We start from the raw sequence: 17,541 nt of genomic DNA on the forward strand, positions 1-17,541 counted from the left end.
TCGGCAGCGGTCCGCGCGCCGCTGGCGATGGCAAGCAGCGTGGCGAGGAACTGGCGGTCGGCGGCTTCGGGGTCTTCCAGCGCGATCGAGGCATCGAAATCGATCCAGTGCGGCTTCGCGGCGGCGAGCGCGGCGTTCGAGGCGATCTTGACGGTGGGGACTGGAAAGCCGAGCGGCGTGCCGCGTCCGGTGGTGAACAGCACCATAGTGCATCCCGCCGCTGCGAGCGCAGTGGAGGAGACCGCGTCGTTGCCCGGTGCTTCGAGCAGCGCGAGCCCACCCGCCGGAGCTGCCTCGCCATAATCCACGACATGCACCAGCGGCGCCTGTCCCGCCTTCTGCACCGCACCCAGCGACTTTTCCTCCAGCGTGGTAATGCCGCCTGCGATGTTGCCGGGCGAGGGGTTTTCCGAAACCGGCAGCCCCTGATCGAGGAAATAGCGCTTGAAGCGGTTGACCAGCGCGGCGCCTGCCTCGAATGTCTGGCGGTCGATGGCGCGCGACAGCAGCGCGTGTTCGGCGCCGAAGATCTCGGGAATTTCGGTAAGCACAGGCGTGCCGCCCGCCGCCGCGAGTCGGTCCGCGAAACGGCCGAGCAGCGGGTTGGCGGTGAGCCCCGACAGGCCGTCGGACCCGCCGCATTTTAGCCCGGCGGTGAGCGCCGACACCGGGCAGGGCTCGCGACGCGCGGCTGCCGCCTGGTCGACCAGCTCGTCAATCAGCGCGGCGGCCGCGTCGAGCTCGTTGCCCACCGCCTGCGATGTCAGCATCCGCACCTTGCCGCGCGCGGCTTCGGGCACGCTGGCGATCAGCGCGTCGAGCTGGTTGGATTCGCAGCCCAGCCCCAGCAGCAGGACGCCCGCCGCATTGGGGTTGGCGGCGAGCCCGGCCAGCGCGGCGCGCGTCCCGCCGAGGTCATCGCCCAGCTGCGAGCAGCCGTGCGGGTGGGTAAAGGCGTGGATGCCGTCAACCCGGCCTGCATGGCGCGCGCCGGCATCGCGCGCGACCTGCTCGGCGGTGACCGCCACGCAGCCCACCGTCGGCAGGATCCAGATCTCGTTGCGGGTGGCAAACCTGCCATCAGCGCGGTGGTAGCCCTGCCAGGTCGCGGGGTCGCTGGCCCGGGTTCCAGCGATGGTCGAGGCGCCGGGCATATAGGCGATCTCTCCATCCAGCGCGGTGATCAGATTGTGGCTGTGGACATGATCGCCCGGTGCGATGGCGGAGGTCGCAACGCCGATGGGCTGGCCATATTTGGTGACAACCTCGCCCGCGCGGTGCGCACGCAGCGCGAACTTGTGACCGCGCGGAATGGCGGCGCCCGTCGTGATGCCCAGCGCGGGCTCGCCCGCGGCGAGATCGCGCAAGGCCACGCCCACCCCGTCAGCGGCATGGATATGGAGTGATGATAGCGTTATCATCTAACCCGAATGCCAGAGGCGACAGAACGATGCAAGCGGACTTCCCTCAATCCAATGGGTCGGTCTTCGCGCCAGTCTGGCGCAAGCCGTCCATTATTGCGAGCCCCTTGGCGCAGACCCGCGCGAGCCTTCAGCCGCTGTTGCGCAGCGCGGTGGCGATTGCGTTGATCGACAGCTGGATGCCCTCGGGAATGCGCTCGTCGGCCTCGCCCGCGCGGTGACGCTTGATCAGCTCTATCTGCAGCAGGTTGAGCGGCTCGATATAGGGCAGCCGCAGCCGGATCGAGGCATCGAGCGCAGGATTGTCCGCGAGCAGTCGCGACTGACCGGTGATGCTCAGCAGATTGTCGTGCGCTGCGTTCCAGCCCGATGTGATCGAACCGAAGACCTGCTCGCGCAGCTTTTCGTCGGGGACCAGTCCGGCATAATGGCGCGCAATCCCCATGTCGGACTTGGCCAGCACCATCTCCATATTGCCGAGTAGCGCCTGGAAGAATGGCCATCCCTGCGCCATCGCGGTGAGCAGGCCCTTGTCGGCATGCCCCTGCAGCGCCTGGCCGACGCCATACCAGCCCGGCAGCATGATTCGCGCCTGCGCCCAGCTGAACACCCAGGGTATAGCGCGAAGATCCTCGATCCGCTGGCTCTTGGAGCGGCTTGCCGGACGCGAGCCGATCTTGAGCCCGGCGATCTCGGTGATCGGGGTGGCGGCGCGGAAGAACTGGTTGAACCCCTCGGTGCCGTAGACAAGCTCGCGATAGCTGCGGAAGGCATCGCGCGAGATCATGTCCATCGCGGCGGCAAAGCGCGCCTCATCGGCTTCGCTCAGATCATCATGGTCGAGCGTCGCGATCAGGGCGGCCGAGGTGATAGCCTCGAGGTTGAGCTCCGCGCTTTCGACCGTGCCGTATTTCGCGGCGATGACCTCGCCCTGTTCGGTGATGCGGATGCGGCCCTGCACCGTCCCCTTGGGCTGCGCGCGGATCGCGGCAAAGCTCGATCCGCCGCCGCGCCCGACAGCACCCCCGCGGCCGTGGAACAATTGCATCGCGATCCCGGTGTCGACGAACACCTTGGCGAGTGCGCGACTGGCGTGGTTGAGGCTCCAGGTCGAGGTGAGATAGCCGCCGTCCTTGTTGCTATCCGAATAGCCGACCATCACCTCCTGATAGCCGCGCGCCTTCACCAGGCCTGCGATTTCGGGAAGCGCGAAATAAGCGCGCATCACCTGCGGTGCGGCTTCGAGATCGCCGATCGTCTCGAACAAGGGCACCGCCATGATAGCAGCCTGCGGGGCGGCCCCGGCATCGCCGCCGGGGCGGTAGAGTCCAGCCTCCTTGAGCAGCAGGTTGACCTCGAGCATGTCTGACACGCTTTCGGCCTTGCTGATGTTGTACGCGGTGATCGCCTGGGGCCCGTAATCGACATGCGCCTGGGCGGCGGCCTCGACGATCGCGATCTCCTTGGCGGTCTCCTCGCTGTAATCGTGCCAGCGGTTGATCAGCAGGCGGCCATGGCCTAGCTCGGCGCGCAGCAACGCGACGCGGGCCGCCTCGTCGAGCGCGGCGTAATCGGCGCACACGCCTGCGACCTTGAGCAGCTCTGCCACCACGCGCTCGTGGACGTCGCTGTTCTGCCTGAGGTCGAGCGTGGCGAGGTGGAAGCCGAAGATTTCAACCGCGCGGATCAGCCGTCCCAGCGCGCCGCCACTCGCCAGGATTCCCGCTCCATCGCTGGCAAGCCCGTTGGCGAGCACCGCCAGATCGTGCCGCAGCTCGGCGGGGCTGGCATAGGCCTCGCCCGAGAGCATCGAGGGGCGCGGCGGATGTTTGCCGGTGAGGTGGATATGCGTGGCGCACAGCCGCGCATAGATTCCTGCAAGCGCGCGGCGATAAGGTTCGTCGGCGCGGCTGGGCGAGGTGTCGCCGCTGGCTTCCGCCAGCGCCAGCACCGCATCGGGGGTGTTCGAAAGCCCGGTGGCGATCGAAAGGTCCTGGCCGAGCGCGTGGACGCCGTCGAGATAATGCACCAGCGCCGTCTCGCACTGCCGCCCCAGCGCATGGCGCAGCGCATCGGCAGTGACGAACGGGTTGCCGTCGCGGTCGCCGCCGATCCAGCTGCCCAGCCGCAGGAACGCGGGCGGGCGGTGGCCCAGCACGCGCTCCCAGCGGGCATAGAGCATCGGCAGCGCGGGGAGGAACACGTCCTGCATGTAGGCGCGGGCATTCTCCACCTCGTCGGCGACGAACAGCCGGTCGCGGCGCAGCGGACGGGTCTGCCACAGCAGAGCGATCTGGCGGTGCAGCGCCTCGTCGATCCGGTCGCCGCTGGGGGTGTGGTTGAGCCCCGCATCCTTCATCTTCATCAGATCGGCAACGCGGTTCTTGTGGTCGATCATCGACTTGCGCCGCACTTCGGTGGGGTGCGCGGTGAGCACCGGAACGATCAGGCTGTGCTCGAGCAGGTCGGTGATCGCGGCATCGCCGATGCCATGTTCGCGCAGCCGCTCGACCGCTTCTGCCACGGTTGCACCGGTCTCCTGCGCCACGCCCTGCCGGTCCTCGGCGAGATTGGCGAGCATAGAAAACAGCATGAATCCGCGCACAAAGGCGAGCGTGTCGTCGAGATTGAGCGAATCGAGACCGGTGTCGATGCCATCGGCGCCGGCAACGCCGCGGTGCCGGTCGACGCTGGCCGAGCGGATGTATTCGGTCTGGCGGAACAGCTTCTCGCCGCCATAGGCGCGGATGACGTCGCCCAAGATCCGGCCAAGATAGCGGATATCGGGGTTCTGGCTGATGGGGGCGGGCGGGGTGGTGTCTATGTCTGCCATGGCCCAATGCTGCGCTGCAAAAATCCCTGGGTCAAGGGTGTGCGTGCCTCATCTGCAATCGATTGCAATCGTAGAGCGGGCCGCATCGGTCAAATGTCTCGAATTTGTCACCCGATCATGACAGAGCAGCCGGGCCTTTGAAGGAGTGCTTTTGATGAACCGTCCGCTTGCCGCCTTGCTGTGCCTTGCCGCTCTTTGGGCTGAGCCGGGCTTCGCTCAGCACAACGCGCCCGAGGCGGTTGCGCCCGACAAGGAGCGCGGCGAGCAGACCGCCGCCGATTACGCCGCGCAGGGCCGCGCGCAGCTCGAGGCGCGGCTGGCGGCGCCGGTCAACCAGGGCAAGGCGAAGAACCTCATCATCTTCATAGGCGATGGCATGGGGGTCAGCACGCTGACGGCTGCGCGCATCTGGCAGGGGCAGAAGGCAGGCCGCGATGGCGAATCGACCGAGACCGCGATCGACGCGATGCCCTATTCGGCGCTGATCAAGACCTACAGCCATGATTTCCAGGTTGCCGATTCGGCGGCGACCGCGTCCGCCATCGTCACCGGCATCAAGACCCGTTCAGGCATGCTCTCGGTTACCCCGGTTGCGCAGCGCGGCAAGTGCGAGACCGCCAGCGGGCAGGACGTGCCGACGCTGTTCGAGCAGGCAGGCGCTGCGGGCAAGCAGCTGGGGCTGATCTCAACCGCGCGGATCACCCACGCCACGCCCGCTTCCGCTTATGCGCACAGCGTCGACCGCAACTGGGAAAGCAACAGCGAACTGCCCGCAGGCGCAACGTGTCACGACATCGCGCGCCAGCTGGTCGAATGGTCGCAGTCAAGCCAGCTCAAGCTGGTGCTGGGCGGTGGGCGCACGGCATTCTACCCCAAGGACCAGAGCGATCCGGAATACGCCGAAAAGAAGGGCAACCGCACCGATGGTCGCAACCTGGTGGCGGAGTGGAAGAAGAAGCATCCCAAGGGCCAGTACATCTGGAACGCAGCGCAGTTCGGCGCGCTTGATGCCAACGGCGATGCGCCGGTGCTGGGCCTGTTCGAGCCCAGCCACATGCAGTTCGAGGCCGATCGTGCCAGCGACAAGGCAGGCGAGCCTTCGCTGGCCGAGATGACCGCGCTGGCGATCACCCGGCTGGGCTCTGCGGACAAGGGCTATGTGCTGATGATCGAGGGCGGCCGCATCGACCACGCGCATCACGGCGGCAACGCCCACCGCGCGCTCGATGATACCGTCGCGTTCGAGGCGGCGATCGCCAGGGCGCTCGAGATGGTCGATCTCGAGGACACATTGGTGCTGGTCACCGCCGATCACAGCCATGTCTTCACCATCGCGGGCTATCCGCCGCGCGGCACCTCGATCTTCGGGCTTGCTAGCGTCACCGAGGATGGCGAGCCGGTCAACGCCAAGGATGGCAAGCCTTACACCACGCTGGGTTACGCCAATGGCCCCGGCGCCAAGGTCGATGGCCCGCGCAACGATCCTTCGCAGGAGGACACCGAGGCGCTGAACTATCAACAGCAGGCCACCGTGCCGACCTCGGGCGAAACGCATGGCGGGGAGGATGTGGTGCTGAAAGCCGCCGGTCCCAGCGCGCACCTTTTCCACGGCACGCTGGAACAGCACAGCATCTATCACATCGCGAAGCATATCCTGGGTTTTTAAATGCCGGGCGATCCGACCGGCTGATGGTTGGCAAGCCAGTCTTCGGCCCAATCCAGAAATGCACGATGGCAGGGAGCCGTAAGCGCGGCCTGCGCAAACGGGAAATCTTCAGCCGGTGCAAGACGGCAATCGAGCACGGATACCAGTCCCGGAAAAGCCGAATTCATTGCTTCGAACCATAGCGCCAGATTCTGCGCCATGGTTGCATATTTGTCGGCCTTTTCCTGCGCTCTGGCCGCGCTGCGACCGCTTTGCAGTGATCGGGCGCGTTCCCTTTGCACGCGGACGGCTTCCGGAACGTGCAAAAGCACAAACTGGTCAGGCAGGCCCCAAGAGGCTACGTTGTCCCGGAAAAAACGCACCGCATATCGCCAGTTTTGGCCGACGCGATCCGGATACAGCCAACCGAACCAGATCGGCTGGAGGCAGTCGCCATCAAGCACGGCGTCGGCAGTCTGCGCGGCACGCGCTATGGCATAGCGATCAAGTTGACGGCGCAGATACCAGGTCGGCGCTTCTTCGTTCGGTCTGCGCCAGAGCTCGTTGACTTCGGCAATCCGGGTCGCACCTTTCGCGACGAGCGCATTGGCAAGGAAGGATTTGCCGGTTGCGGGAGCGCCTTCCAATGTCAGGATCATTTAGCGATCGGATCCGCCACCGCATCTGCGCGCTGGGAATAGCTCGGTGCGACGCGGGCCTTGCTTGCCTGTTCGAAGGCATAGCCCGCCTTGATGACATCATGGTCCTGCCACTGGCCGCCGATGATCGACAGGCCGACGGGCAGTCCTGCGACATAGCCCATCGGCACGGTGATGTGCGGATAGCCGGCGACGGCGGGCAGCTGGCTCTGGCTGGGGCCGCTGCTGTGATCGCCGTTGACAAGATCGCTCACCCAGGCGGGCGCGTTGCTGGGGCCGATGAGGAAGCGCACGTCATGCGTTTTCAGGAGCTTGTCGATGCCCTCCGCGCCCGCCAGCCGCTTCGCCTTGGCCAACGCCTCGCGATATTCGGGATCGTCGAGACCCTTCTGGCTCTCGGCCAGATCGAACAGCCCCTGGTCGAACCAGGCGAGCTCGATCACCGCGTTTGCGGCGTTGTAGGCGATGATGTCCTTAAGCGTGCGCGCTTTGACCGTGGTGGGGGTGCTGGCAAGGTACGCGTTGAGATCCGCTTTGAGCTCGGCCATCAGCACCTTGAGCTCGGCCTCGCCAAGGCCATCGAGCCCGGTGCGGCTGTCCTCGATCTCGACCAGTTCGGCGCCTGCGGCGGCGAACCAGTCGAGCGCGCCTGCAAACACCGCCTGAACCCGGGCGTTGCTGCCGGTGCGATCCTTGAGCACCCCGATGCGCACGCCCTGCAGATAGCCGGGGGACAGTCCGGCGGCATAATCGGTCTTGCGCGCATCGGCTTGCGCCGTGGCCGGGTCAGCCGGATCGCTTCCCGCCAGCGCGGTCAGCACCAGCGCGGCATCGGTGACGCTGCGCGCCATCGGCCCAGCGGTATCCTGGCTGTGGCTGATCGGGATGACGTGCGTGCGCGAGACGAGGCCCAGCGTCGGCTTGAACCCGACCAGCCCGTTGATCGACGAGGGGCAGATAATAGACCCGTCGGTCTCGGTGCCGATCGTCGCCGCCGCCAGGCTTGCCGCTGCCGCAGCACCACTGCCCGAGGACGAGCCACAGCTGTTGCGATCGAGCGCATAGGGGTTCTTCACCAGCCCGCCGACGCTCGACCAGCCGCTGACCGAATTGTCCGAACGGATGTTGGCCCATTGCGACAGGTTGGTCTTGCCAAGGATGATCGCACCTGCCGCGCGCAACCGAGCCACCAGCGGCGCATCGCGCTCGGTGACATTGGCGAGCAGCGCGGTCGATCCGGCGGTGGTGGGGACCGGGCCCTTCGCCTCGATATTGTCCTTGATCAGGATCGGGATGCCGTGGAGAGGACCGCGCAAGGTTCCAGCCTTGCGTTCGGCATCGCGCAGGCGCGCTTCCTCGATCGCGCCGGGCATGATTGCGATGACGCTGTTGAGCTGAAGGCCGATCCAGTCCACAGCCTGAATGCGATCGAAATAGGATTGGACTAGCTGCTCGCTGGTTGCCGTCCCAGTGGCCAGCATCGCGGAGAGTTCGACAATCGACTTTTCTTCCACCAATCCACCCACCCGTTGCACCGGCGGAAGCATTGCTTCGGCGGATGCAGGGATGGGGCAAAGGAGGGTAGGGGTGAGGGCGGCAAGCGCCAGGGCAAGGGTTCGCATGACGCCCACGATAGCGCGGCGTTTCCGTCCGGCAAGATGGGCGCAGGCGATTTGTTGTGCGTCCTCTGGCCGGGCCGCCCGCCAGCGACCATATTCTGCGCCATGCCCGAGAAACGCTACACCAAGTCCAACCTGCCCGAAAAGATCTGCGCGGCGTGCGGGCGGCCGTTTGCCTGGCGCAAGAAATGGGCGCGCGACTGGGACAATGTGAAGACCTGCTCGGAACGCTGCAAGGGGGACTTGCGCGCCAAGAACCGCGCGGGCTGAACGCTCAGCCCTGCGCGGCGATCTGCCGTGCGATCGCGACCGTCTGCCGCGCCTGCTCGAGGTGCAGCAGTTCGACCATCCGGCCATCGACCCTTATCGCGCCCTTGCCCGCATTCTCGGGCAGATCGAACGCCGCAATCACCGCCTGCGCGCGCGCCAGTTCGTCTGCGCTCGGCGAGAACACCGCGTTGCACGGGCCGATCTGGTCGGGATGGATCAGCGTCTTGCCGTCGAAGCCGAACAGCAGCCCCTGATCAGCCTCGGCGGAGAAGACATCCAGATCGCGGAACTCGTTGCACACCCCGTCGAGGATCGCGACGTTGTGCGCACGCGCCGCCGCGACCGCCAGCGTCAGGATCGGCAGGAATGGCGTGCGCTCGGGCGTCAGCTTCGCGCGCATTTCCTTGGCGAGATCGTTGACCCCCATCACAAACAGCGACAGCCGTGTTCCCGCCGACAAGGCCGCAAGTGCATCGAGGTGCGGCACGACCGCGCAGGTCTCGATCATCGCCCACAGTTGCAGCCGCGACGGCGCATCGGCGAGCGCGGCGTTGCATGCGGTGATGTCGGTCGGGCGATACACTTTGGGAATGAGCACCGCGTCGATCTGGGCGTGCGCGACGGCGGCGAGGTCGTCCTTGCCCCAGGGGGTATCCAGCGCGTTGATGCGGATAGCGAGCTCACGGTTGCCGAAACCGCCTTCCGCCGCTGCCGCGATCGCGGCGTCTCGCGCGTCCACCTTGGCCTCGGGGGAGACCGCATCCTCCAGGTCGAGGATGATCATATCGGCGGGCAGGCTGCGCGCCTTGGCAAGCGCGCGGGGGTTGGAGGCGGGCATGTACAGCGCGCTGCGCCGCGGGCGGACGGTGTCGGTCATGGCGGTTGTCCTGGCTGAAGGTCAGGCCGGATTAGCACCCAGATAGCGGAAGGCAACCACGGTGAGATCGTCGCTGGGGTCGGTGCCCTGTTCGAAGGCGCGCACCGCGTCGCACATGGTCGCGACCATCGCCGCCGCGCTCGACTGGTCGGCGATTAGCGCGTCACGGGTCCGCTGAGTGCCGAACAGCTGCTCGTCGCGGTTCTGCGCCTCGGTCACGCCATCGGTGATCAGCACCAGAGCCTCGCCGGGCAGCAGGGTGAGATGCTCGGCGGGCCAGGGATAGTCCATGATGCAGAAGGGCGGGCCGCCTTCCAGTGCCTCCTCGATCACCTCGCCAGAGGTGGTGATCCGCAGCGGATTGTCGTGCCCTGCATTGACCATCTCGACCCGGCCCGTCGCCAGATCGATCAGGCACAGCAGCATGGTGAGCCCCAGCGCATCGCCGCTGTCGCGCATCAGCTCGGTGTTGAGCATCGCGGCGGTATCGGCAAGGTCGCCCGGGCTGCGCAGCATCACGCTGCGCGAAAGGGCTTTGGACAGCGCCATGAACAAGGCGGCGGGAACCCCCTTGCCGGTGACATCGGCGATCAGGATCATCACCCGGTCGGCATCCAGCGCGATGATGTCGTAGAAATCGCCGCCCACCGACTTGGCGGCTTCGAGCTGCGCGGCGATATCAATGCGCGGATCGAGCCTGGCCAGTGCGGTGCGATCGGGCAGCATGCCCAGCTGGATCGCGCGCGCGGCGTCGAGCTCGCCCTCGGTGCGGTTCTGCGCATCGCGCAGCACCGCGCGCTCGCGCCGGGCCTCGCTGAACAGCGCGCCGAACACCGCAAGTGCCGCGCCGCTGCCCAGCAACAACGGGCGTACCGGATCGAACAGCGTGTCGGCAAAGCGGAACAGCAGCCAGCTCGCCAGCGGCAGCACGACCAGCGCGGCAGCGAGCACGCCCCAGGTCATCCGCCCGCGGGTCTGGCGTGCGGCGAGCAGCAGGATGATCGCCAGCAGCGCGCCGCTGATCCATTCCGCCGCCTGGCTCCACACCGGCCGCACCAGCCAGCCGCCCCGCCGGATCGCGTCGGCCGCCTGCGCCTGTACCAGCACGCCGAACATCTCCGAGCCCAAAGGCGTCGCGACGATGTCCGGCGACCCCTCCGCGGTCAGCGAGACGATCACGGTCTTGCCGCGCAGCTGGTCGAGGTCGAAATCCTCGGACAGGATCTCGATCGCCGAATAGACATGATCTTGCGGTATCTCGGCAAAATGCAGCCGCATCCGCCCGGACTCGTCGATCGGGATCGTCCGGTCGCCAATCTGCACTGAGCCCGGGGTGAGGGTGATCTGCGGATCGGTGCCGGTCTGCTGCTCGAGCGCCACTCTTGCGAGCTCGATCGCCAGGCCGGGCACCAGCGCCTCGCCGGTACGCTGCACCAGCGGCACGCCGCGCACCCGGCCATCGCTGTCGGGCTTGCCGTTGAGCAGCCCGAAGCCCGGTGCGCGCTGTTCGAGCGTATCGAGATTGCGCTGCACCAGCGGATAGCGGGGCAGGGCGGCAGGCGGCTTTCCGGTGATGGTCGCCCATTGGGTGAGATCGGCAGGGTTTGCCCCGCCCAGGCTCACCCCAGCGCGGCCCAGAACCACAGGCGCGGTGCTGATCGCATCGGCAAACTCGTCGTCCATGCTGCCCAGCCGGCTCAGCCAGGCCTCGGTCGCGGGGCTGTCGGGGGGATAGAGCCTGGAAAAGCGGCTGGGGCTGACCGCATCGGGCTCGGCAAAGATGATGTCATAGCCGATCGCGCTGGCGCCGCCCTCGGCCAGCCGCTGCGTCAGCGTCGCGAACACCCTGCGCGGCCAGGGCCAGCTGCCGATGACCTCGAGGCTTTCATCGCCGATCGCCACCACGCGCACATCGCTTTGCGACAGGTCGCGCGGCGACAGCCATTGCCAGCCATCGAACACGGTGTTCTGTTCGCGCGGGCTGAGCGCGATGCTGAGCAGGGCTGCGGCGGCAAAGCCCGCCAGCGCCGCCAGCCACAAGGTGCGCGAAGGGAGCGCGGCCGCGCTAGAGGGCGACTTCAAGGCCGTCATAGGCGCACAGCACCTCCAGCGGAGCATGCTCGCGGGTCAGTTCCTCGTAACGGATGCTTTCGCGATGCATCCGCGCGATGTCTGCATCCGAATAGACCGGTTCGTGGTGAAACAGTGCCAGCCGCTTGGCGCGCGCGCCGTGGCACAGGTCGATCGCGACGATGTTGCTGGAATGACCCCAGTCCTCCTTCATCGAGACGCTGTCGGCGAGCGAGTACATCGTGTCGCAGATCACCAGGTCGGCGTTGCCGAAGAACGCCTCGACATCGGCTTCGCCGTGCATCTTCTCCATCTTGTGCTCGCTGTCGGTGCTGAACACCGCGACCTTTCCGGCGGCATCGGTGAAGCGATAGCCAAAGCTGCTGTGCGAATGATGCTGCTCCATCAGTTCCACCTGCACAGCGCCGATCTGATAGACCTCGCCGGGCTTGAGCGTGCGGAACTCGATCTTCGCGCGCAGCCAGTCGAACGCCACGGGGAAGGAGATTTCCTCCTGCTGGCGCCGCAGCGCCGTCTCGGCATCGTCATGGCCCGAATGGATGATGATATGCGCATTGGGGTCGAATGCTGGCACGAAGAACGGGAAGCCCATGATATGGTCCCAGTGCAGATGCGACATGAAGAAATGATAGACCCGCGCATGCCCCCCCGCGCATCGGCGCATGGCATCGAGCCCGAAGCCGCGCAGACCGCTGCCCATGTCGCAGATGATATAGGGGTCGCCCGCCGCTGCATCGCCCGCCTCGATCTCGACACAGGTGGTAGCGCCGCCAAAGGTGCCGCCGGTGGCGAAGTCGAGCTCGTTGCGGGTGAAGGCGCGTGCTTCGTCGAGATCGGCAAAGCTGCGGCCCGATGCCGCGAGCAGCGCGCTGGCCACCTTTTCCTGCACGATCGACGCGGTTGCGGCGACAGGCAGAGACCCGCGCGTTCCCCAGAACCGGACCAGCATCCAAACCCCCCTCAAGTTCACAATTCCGCCGGTGCGGCCCCCCGCTGGCGGTTCGGCCTATAGAGCATCCTCGATCGTATCGGTGACGGCAAACAGCTTGTCGTACCGGCTGATCGCCAGGATTTCGCGCATCACCGTGTTGGGCCGCGCCAGCGCCATTGCGACGCCTGCGGTGTCCGCCTGGCGCTTGGCCAGCGTCAGCGCGCGCAGACCGCGCGACGACATATAGTCCAGGCCGGCAAAATCGACGATCAGCTTGCGACCGGGCGACTCGGCGGCGAGGCTGACGCTGCTCGCCAGATGATCGGTGAAAGCCTGCGCTGTTGCCTCGTCGACCCGGCCATCCGGGCTCGCGACGATGCATCCCTGCCGCTCGGTGCTGGACCACTGCATGTCTTCTGCCTTTCGCATGTCGCACAAAGCGTAGCGACAAATTAACCTCGTGGGAAGTTGCCCTGAACGTAGCCGAGGCGTCGATGCGAAACGGGACAATTTGCCGTCCGGCTCTGCACCGGCTAGTGTCAATCTCGATGGACACTTCCCGACCGACCAACCCGCATATCACGACGGTGGATTTCGCCCCCGCGGCCCCGCGCAGCCTGTGCACCGATTGCGGAATATCGCGCACCAGCGACCCCAAAGCGTGCGGGCGGGCGTGTCAGTTCATCCAGCCCGATTACCCGAAGCTAGAACGCCAGGTGCATGGCCGCGCGCGCGACGCTGCCAAGGGGGACGAGCTGTTCTTCGGCCCCTATCGCCGCATGGTGCAGGCAGAGCTGGTGCCGTCTTCGCCCGGCGCGCAATGGACGGGGATCACCACGCGAATCGGCGCGCGTCTGCTCGAAACCGGCGCGGTCGATGCGGTGCTCGCGGTCGGCCCGCATCCGGACGATCGCTGGCGGCCGCTGCCGATGCTGGTCACCCGGGCTGAGGACATGGCAGAGGTGCGCGGCATGCGGATGGGCTATGCGCCGCTGCTCGCTTTGCTCGAGCCGGCGCGCGCGGCGGGGCACAGGCGGATCGCGGTGGTGGGGATTGCGTGCCAGATCCACGCATTGCGCGCGCTCGAGGCGGAATTGGGGTTCGAGCGGATCTACGTCATCGGCACGCCATGTTCGGACAACACCACCACCGAGAATTTCCACACGTTCCTGGGGCTGCTCTCCGACCGGCCAGAGACGATCAGCTATCTGGAGTTCCGCGCCGATTATCACGTCGAATTGCGCTTCGACGATGGGGCAACCCGTGAAATTCCGTTCCTGCAGCTGCCGATATCGGATCTGCCGGGCGATTTCTTCCCGCTCACTTGCCGCACCTGTGTCGACTATACCAATGTGCTCGCCGACATCACGGTCGGCTATATGGCGGGGCGCGGCAAGCAGTGGCTGCTGGTGCGCAACGAACGCGGCGAGGAGCTGGTGCGCCTGCTGGGCGACGAACTGCGCACGGCCAAACTCACCAGCGCTGGCAAAAGGGCAGGTCCGGTCAAGGGGTTTCTGACCAACACCGAGCTTGCGGCAGGCGGGCTGCCGCTGCGGCGAATGCCCAAGATGCTGCGCAAGGTCTTCGGCTGGCTGATGCCACGGGTAGGCCCGCGCGGCACCGAGTTTGCGCGCGCCAGGCTCGAGATGAAGGCGGTCGAGACCGTGCTCCACCTGCGCCGCGCGGCTCGGCCCAAGATGAAGACGATGATTCCCGATCACGTCTGGGCGCTGGTCAAGCCTTATGGGATCGAGCCGGAGCCCGGGGAACGGCGCGAGCAAAGTGACACCTGACGCTATAGAATGATCGTCACCCCCGCGAACGCGGGGGGCCCGCTTCCTCGCTGTCGTCGCGCCCAAGCAGGATTCGCGCGTTCGCGGGAATGACGGGGTTGGGCGGCGCTGTGATCAGTCGCGACGAACCGCGATCCAGACGGTGTGGCGTGCGCCGCGGCCTGACTTGGTCGCGCGAACGGTTTCTTCTGACGCATCGAAGCCCGCCTTGCGCAGCCTCGAAGTAAACCGCGGGTCGGGGCCGCTCGACCACACCGCGAGCACCCCGCCGGGGCGAAGCGCAGCGCGCGCCTCGGCCAGGCCCGCCAGCGTGTAGAGCGCGTCGTTGCCTTCGCGCGACAGGCCGTCGGGGCCGTTGTCGACATCGAGCAGGATCGCGTCATATTGCGCAGGGCCCTTGCGGATCAGCGCGCCGACATCGGTCACGCAGACCTGAACCTGCGCGCTGTCCAGCGTGCCCTTGTGCAGGTGCGCCATCGGGCCGCGGGCCCAGTCGACGATCTCGGGGACCAGCTCCGCCACGCTGATCGCCGCCTGCGGGCCGAAAGCGGTCAGCGCCGCGCGCAGGGTGAAGCCCATGCCGAGCCCGCCGATCAGCACACGCGGCTTTGCCACACCCGCCAGCCGGGCCTGTGCAAGCGTCGCGAGCGCCTCTTCGGAGCCGCTCAACCGGCTGTTCATGAGCTCGTTGGCGCCAAGCATGATCGAGAATTCGGCGCCCCGGCGGATCAGCCGCAAGGAATCGCCGCCGCCGGGGACGTCAGCGGTGGCGAGGAGTTCGCGCGGGATCATCGGTAGAGCCTGAGGCTATTTGCGCTTCTTGCGCGCGGCATAACGTGCGTCGCGCTTGAGCTTCTTTTCCGCCTCGGTCTCGACTTCCTGCAGCGCCGCGTTTTCGGCTTCGGCTTCGGCAGCGGCGATCCTGGCTTCGGCATCAAGCTTGGCCTGCTCGCGTTCGGCGAGCTTTTCGGCGCGCTTGGCGGCTTGCGCGGCTTCCTTGGCGGCCTGCGCGGCCAGGCGCTGCGCAACAACTTCAGGATCGGGCGCAGGCTTGGCTTTCAGCTTGTCGAGCGCAGCCTGACGCGCTTTTTGCGCGAGTGCCTGACGTTCCTGAAAGCCCGGATCCTTGTAGCCTGCCATGATATCTCAATTCTTCATTCTGGTTCGGGAAGGTGCCGTGCACGAACGACCCGATATGCCGCGCAGACCATCTGCGCGGATCGTTGATCGCCCGGCCTTAGTCCAGCCACCTGCAGAACGCAAAGAATCAAGCAGCTTGCCGATCAGTTGCGGCTGCCCGGCGCGCCGAAAGAATAGCGATGTGGCAATAACCCATCGCGCCTTGGAACCACTTCGTCGCTCTGCCGTAATCCACCCCAAGATGCCCGATCGCTGGCATCGTTTGACACACGGGAGATTGAAATGGGTTTGATTCTGGCATTGATCATGGGCGGCATCATGGGCTGGCTCGCAAGCAAGGTTATGAACCGCGACGCGCAGATGGGCATTTTCTGGAATGTCGTCGTCGGCTGTGTGGGTTCGGTGCTGGGTCACTTCCTGCTTGCAGGTCTGCTGGGCGGTCGCGGCCTGCGCAATGGCGCGTTCGACCCGCTGACGCTGCTCACCGCGTTCATCGGCGCAGTCATTCTGCTGGCGATCGTGAACCTGGTCCAGCGCGGTCGCGCTCGGTAACAGCATTCCGGCTCGACAATTACTGTCGAGAACTGACGGGAGGACAGGGAGCAGAGGGCGGACAGGCCTTCTGCTCCCTTTCTGTTGTGTCCGCTGTGCCACGACAATTGCCATGGTCGCTGTCACGTCATAAGGAGCAGCCCGCGTGCGCCGCATTATGGCTTGCACGCGGTGACTTAATTGGATAACACACTGCTATGCAACCTGGGCGGCCGTCGAAGCGGCAGTTCGGGATCAACGCCACCGGCCAAGGTCAGTCCGGTCCTCGCAGATGCGGGGACGCGCTGTCTGCATCCGGCCGGGAGGCGAGGTTTGGACGGATCTGGCAATGAATTACGAGAGCAGCTTTGGCGGGGATGCCATCACCGCGCGCAGCGAAGATCTTTACGGATCCGACGTGGATCTGGAAGCGAAGAAGAAGCGCCGCAATACCATCATCGGTGTGGTCATCGCCATCGCGCTGCTGATTGCCGCAGGCGTCTATTTCTTTGGCGGCGACAAGGATGCAGCGGCCGGTGAAGGCGCGCAGGCAGGTGCTGGCGGCACCGACTCGCAGGCGCCCGCCGTCACCGTGATTGTTCCCGGCTCCGGCTCGGTCGAGCGCGTGATCAACGCGACCGGCACGCTCGCCGCGCGCCGCGAAATGCCGATTGGCATCGCGGGCGAGGGCGGCCAGGTCATCCGTGTGCTGGTCCAGCCCGGCGACTGGGTGAAGACCGGCCAGGTCCTGGCGATCATCGACCAGGACGTCCAGACCCAGCAGGCACGCTCGCTCGCCGCCCAGATCCAGGTCAACCAGGCCGATGCGGTGCTGGCGCAGAACGAACTCGACCGCGCGCTGCAGCTGGTCGATCGCGGGTTCATTTCCAAGGCGGATGTCGACCGCCGCCGCGCGACCCGTGATGCGGCCAACGCGCGCGTCGAGATCGCCCGTGCGCAGCTGCGCGAGGCGCAGGCGCGCAACGGCCGTCTCAACATCCGTGCCCCCGAATCGGGCCTGGTGCTCGAGCGCAATGTCGAGCCCGGCCAGGTGGTCGGCGCAGGCACCGGTGTCCTGTTCCGCATGGCCGCACGCGGCGAGATGGAACTGCGCGCGCAGATGAGCGAAGCCGATCTGGCCAATCTGAGCGTTGGCGTCCGCGCCGAGGTGCGCCCGGTGGGTGCCGGCCGTACCTTTACCGGCCAGGTCTGGCAGCTCGCACCCGTCATCAACGAAACCTCGCGCCAGGGTATCGCGCGGATCGCGCTTGGCTATGACAAGGCGCTTCGCCCTGGCGGTTTTGCCAGCGCAGCGGTGATCAGCGGATCGTCGCAATCGCCGGTGCTGCCCGAATCAGCGGTGCTCAGCGACGACAAGGGCAGCTATGTCTATGTCGTGGGCAAGGACAACAAGGTCGAGCGGCGCAACGTGACCACCGGAACGGTGACCCCGCGCGGCATCGCCATCGCTTCGGGAATTACCGGCAAGGAGCGCGTCGTGCTCTACGCTGGCGGGTTCCTGAACCCCGGCGAGACGGTGCGGCCGCAGATGCAGGGCGCCAAGGCCGGTTGATCGGCAGGGCCGGAGGCGTTTGCACCCCGTGCCATTGACGGTCGTCGAACCGCGACAGGCGTTGGTCGAGCAGGCTCTGCAGTTGGTCGGTCTTGGGACGGCATTGCTTGCATGGCCCGTGCATCTGGCCGTATTGACACGACGTAACTGAAAGCAGG

The 17,541-nt window shown here is 66.3% G+C and carries 15 protein-coding genes; 5 read left to right on the plus strand and 10 right to left on the minus strand.

Annotation, left to right across the window (positions count from 1 at the left end):
* Together IP68_RS16965 and ppc are read right to left on the minus strand one after the other, a co-directional pair.
* Window positions 1-1,421 (minus strand): UxaA family hydrolase (locus tag IP68_RS16965; RefSeq protein ID WP_054136243.1); only part of this gene is annotated, 1,421 nt, incomplete at its 3' end.
* A gap of 130 nt (window positions 1,422-1,551) precedes the next feature.
* Complete coding sequence (gene ppc / locus IP68_RS16970) at window positions 1,552-4,254, minus strand: phosphoenolpyruvate carboxylase (RefSeq protein WP_054136205.1); 2,703 nt, start codon at window positions 4,252-4,254, stop codon at window positions 1,552-1,554.
* 154 nt (window positions 4,255-4,408) lie between these two features.
* Here ppc and IP68_RS16975 point away from each other — a divergent pair, with 154 nt between their 5' ends.
* Window positions 4,409-5,920, plus strand: coding sequence for an alkaline phosphatase (locus tag IP68_RS16975; protein ID WP_054136206.1), 1,512 nt, complete (start codon window positions 4,409-4,411; stop codon window positions 5,918-5,920).
* Here IP68_RS16975 and IP68_RS16980 read toward each other — a convergent pair.
* Both IP68_RS16980 and IP68_RS16985 read right to left on the minus strand, forming a co-directional pair.
* Entirely contained in the window at window positions 5,917-6,558 is a 642-nt protein-coding gene (locus tag IP68_RS16980) for an AAA family ATPase (protein WP_054136207.1), read from the minus strand. The genes IP68_RS16975 and IP68_RS16980 overlap by 4 nt on opposite strands.
* A complete protein-coding gene (locus IP68_RS16985) occupies window positions 6,555-8,180 on the minus strand; it encodes an amidase (RefSeq protein ID WP_054136208.1) in 1,626 nt (541 codons plus the stop codon). The genes IP68_RS16980 and IP68_RS16985 overlap by 4 nt, the downstream gene beginning before the upstream one ends.
* A 102-nt stretch (window positions 8,181-8,282) precedes the next feature.
* Here IP68_RS16985 and IP68_RS16990 point away from each other — a divergent pair, with 102 nt between their 5' ends.
* The gene (locus tag IP68_RS16990) at window positions 8,283-8,447 is read left to right on the plus strand and encodes a DUF2256 domain-containing protein (protein ID WP_082382465.1); all 165 of its coding nucleotides are present in this window, start codon (window positions 8,283-8,285) and stop codon (window positions 8,445-8,447) included.
* Between the two features lie 4 nt (window positions 8,448-8,451).
* Here IP68_RS16990 and IP68_RS16995 read toward each other — a convergent pair whose 3' ends face one another.
* Genes IP68_RS16995 through IP68_RS17010 form a run of 4 tightly spaced genes read right to left on the minus strand, consistent with a single transcriptional unit; the run spans window position 8,452 to window position 12,757 of the window.
* Entirely contained in the window at window positions 8,452-9,324 is an 873-nt protein-coding gene (locus IP68_RS16995) for a CoA ester lyase (RefSeq protein WP_054136210.1), read from the minus strand.
* A 21-nt stretch (window positions 9,325-9,345) separates the two neighbouring features.
* Window positions 9,346-11,415 (minus strand): CHASE2 domain-containing protein, encoded by a 2,070-nt coding sequence (locus tag IP68_RS17000; RefSeq protein ID WP_054136211.1) that lies wholly within the window; start codon window positions 11,413-11,415, stop codon window positions 9,346-9,348.
* Window positions 11,390-12,364, minus strand: a complete 975-nt coding sequence (locus IP68_RS17005) for an MBL fold metallo-hydrolase (protein ID WP_054136212.1) — start codon at window positions 12,362-12,364, stop codon at window positions 11,390-11,392. The genes IP68_RS17000 and IP68_RS17005 overlap by 26 nt, the downstream gene beginning before the upstream one ends.
* Window positions 12,365-12,421: 57 nt before the next feature.
* Window positions 12,422-12,757, minus strand: coding sequence for an STAS domain-containing protein (locus tag IP68_RS17010; RefSeq protein ID WP_054136244.1), 336 nt, complete (start codon window positions 12,755-12,757; stop codon window positions 12,422-12,424).
* 137 nt (window positions 12,758-12,894) lie between these two features.
* On the opposite strand from IP68_RS17010, the gene IP68_RS17015 reads away from it, so the two are divergent.
* Window positions 12,895-14,139, plus strand: a complete 1,245-nt coding sequence (locus tag IP68_RS17015; protein WP_054136213.1) for a Coenzyme F420 hydrogenase/dehydrogenase, beta subunit C-terminal domain — start codon at window positions 12,895-12,897, stop codon at window positions 14,137-14,139.
* A 114-nt stretch (window positions 14,140-14,253) separates the two neighbouring features.
* Here IP68_RS17015 and IP68_RS17020 read toward each other — a convergent pair whose 3' ends face one another.
* A complete protein-coding gene (locus tag IP68_RS17020; protein ID WP_054136214.1) occupies window positions 14,254-14,931 on the minus strand; it encodes a spermidine synthase in 678 nt (225 codons plus the stop codon).
* Between the two features lie 15 nt (window positions 14,932-14,946).
* The gene (locus IP68_RS17025; RefSeq protein ID WP_054136215.1) at window positions 14,947-15,279 is read right to left on the minus strand and encodes a DUF6481 family protein; all 333 of its coding nucleotides are present in this window, start codon (window positions 15,277-15,279) and stop codon (window positions 14,947-14,949) included.
* A gap of 282 nt (window positions 15,280-15,561) precedes the next feature.
* On the opposite strand from IP68_RS17025, the gene IP68_RS17030 reads away from it, so the two are divergent.
* Together IP68_RS17030 and IP68_RS17035 are read left to right on the plus strand one after the other, a co-directional pair.
* Entirely contained in the window at window positions 15,562-15,831 is a 270-nt protein-coding gene (locus IP68_RS17030; protein WP_054136216.1) for a GlsB/YeaQ/YmgE family stress response membrane protein, read from the plus strand.
* A 328-nt stretch (window positions 15,832-16,159) separates the two neighbouring features.
* Window positions 16,160-17,383 (plus strand): efflux RND transporter periplasmic adaptor subunit, encoded by a 1,224-nt coding sequence (locus IP68_RS17035; protein ID WP_054136217.1) that lies wholly within the window; start codon window positions 16,160-16,162, stop codon window positions 17,381-17,383.
* Window positions 17,384-17,541 lie beyond the last annotated feature (158 nt).

The sequence above is a fragment of the Blastomonas sp. AAP25 genome (assembly GCF_001295965.1).
Classification (GTDB): Bacteria; Pseudomonadota; Alphaproteobacteria; order Sphingomonadales; family Sphingomonadaceae; genus Blastomonas; species Blastomonas fulva.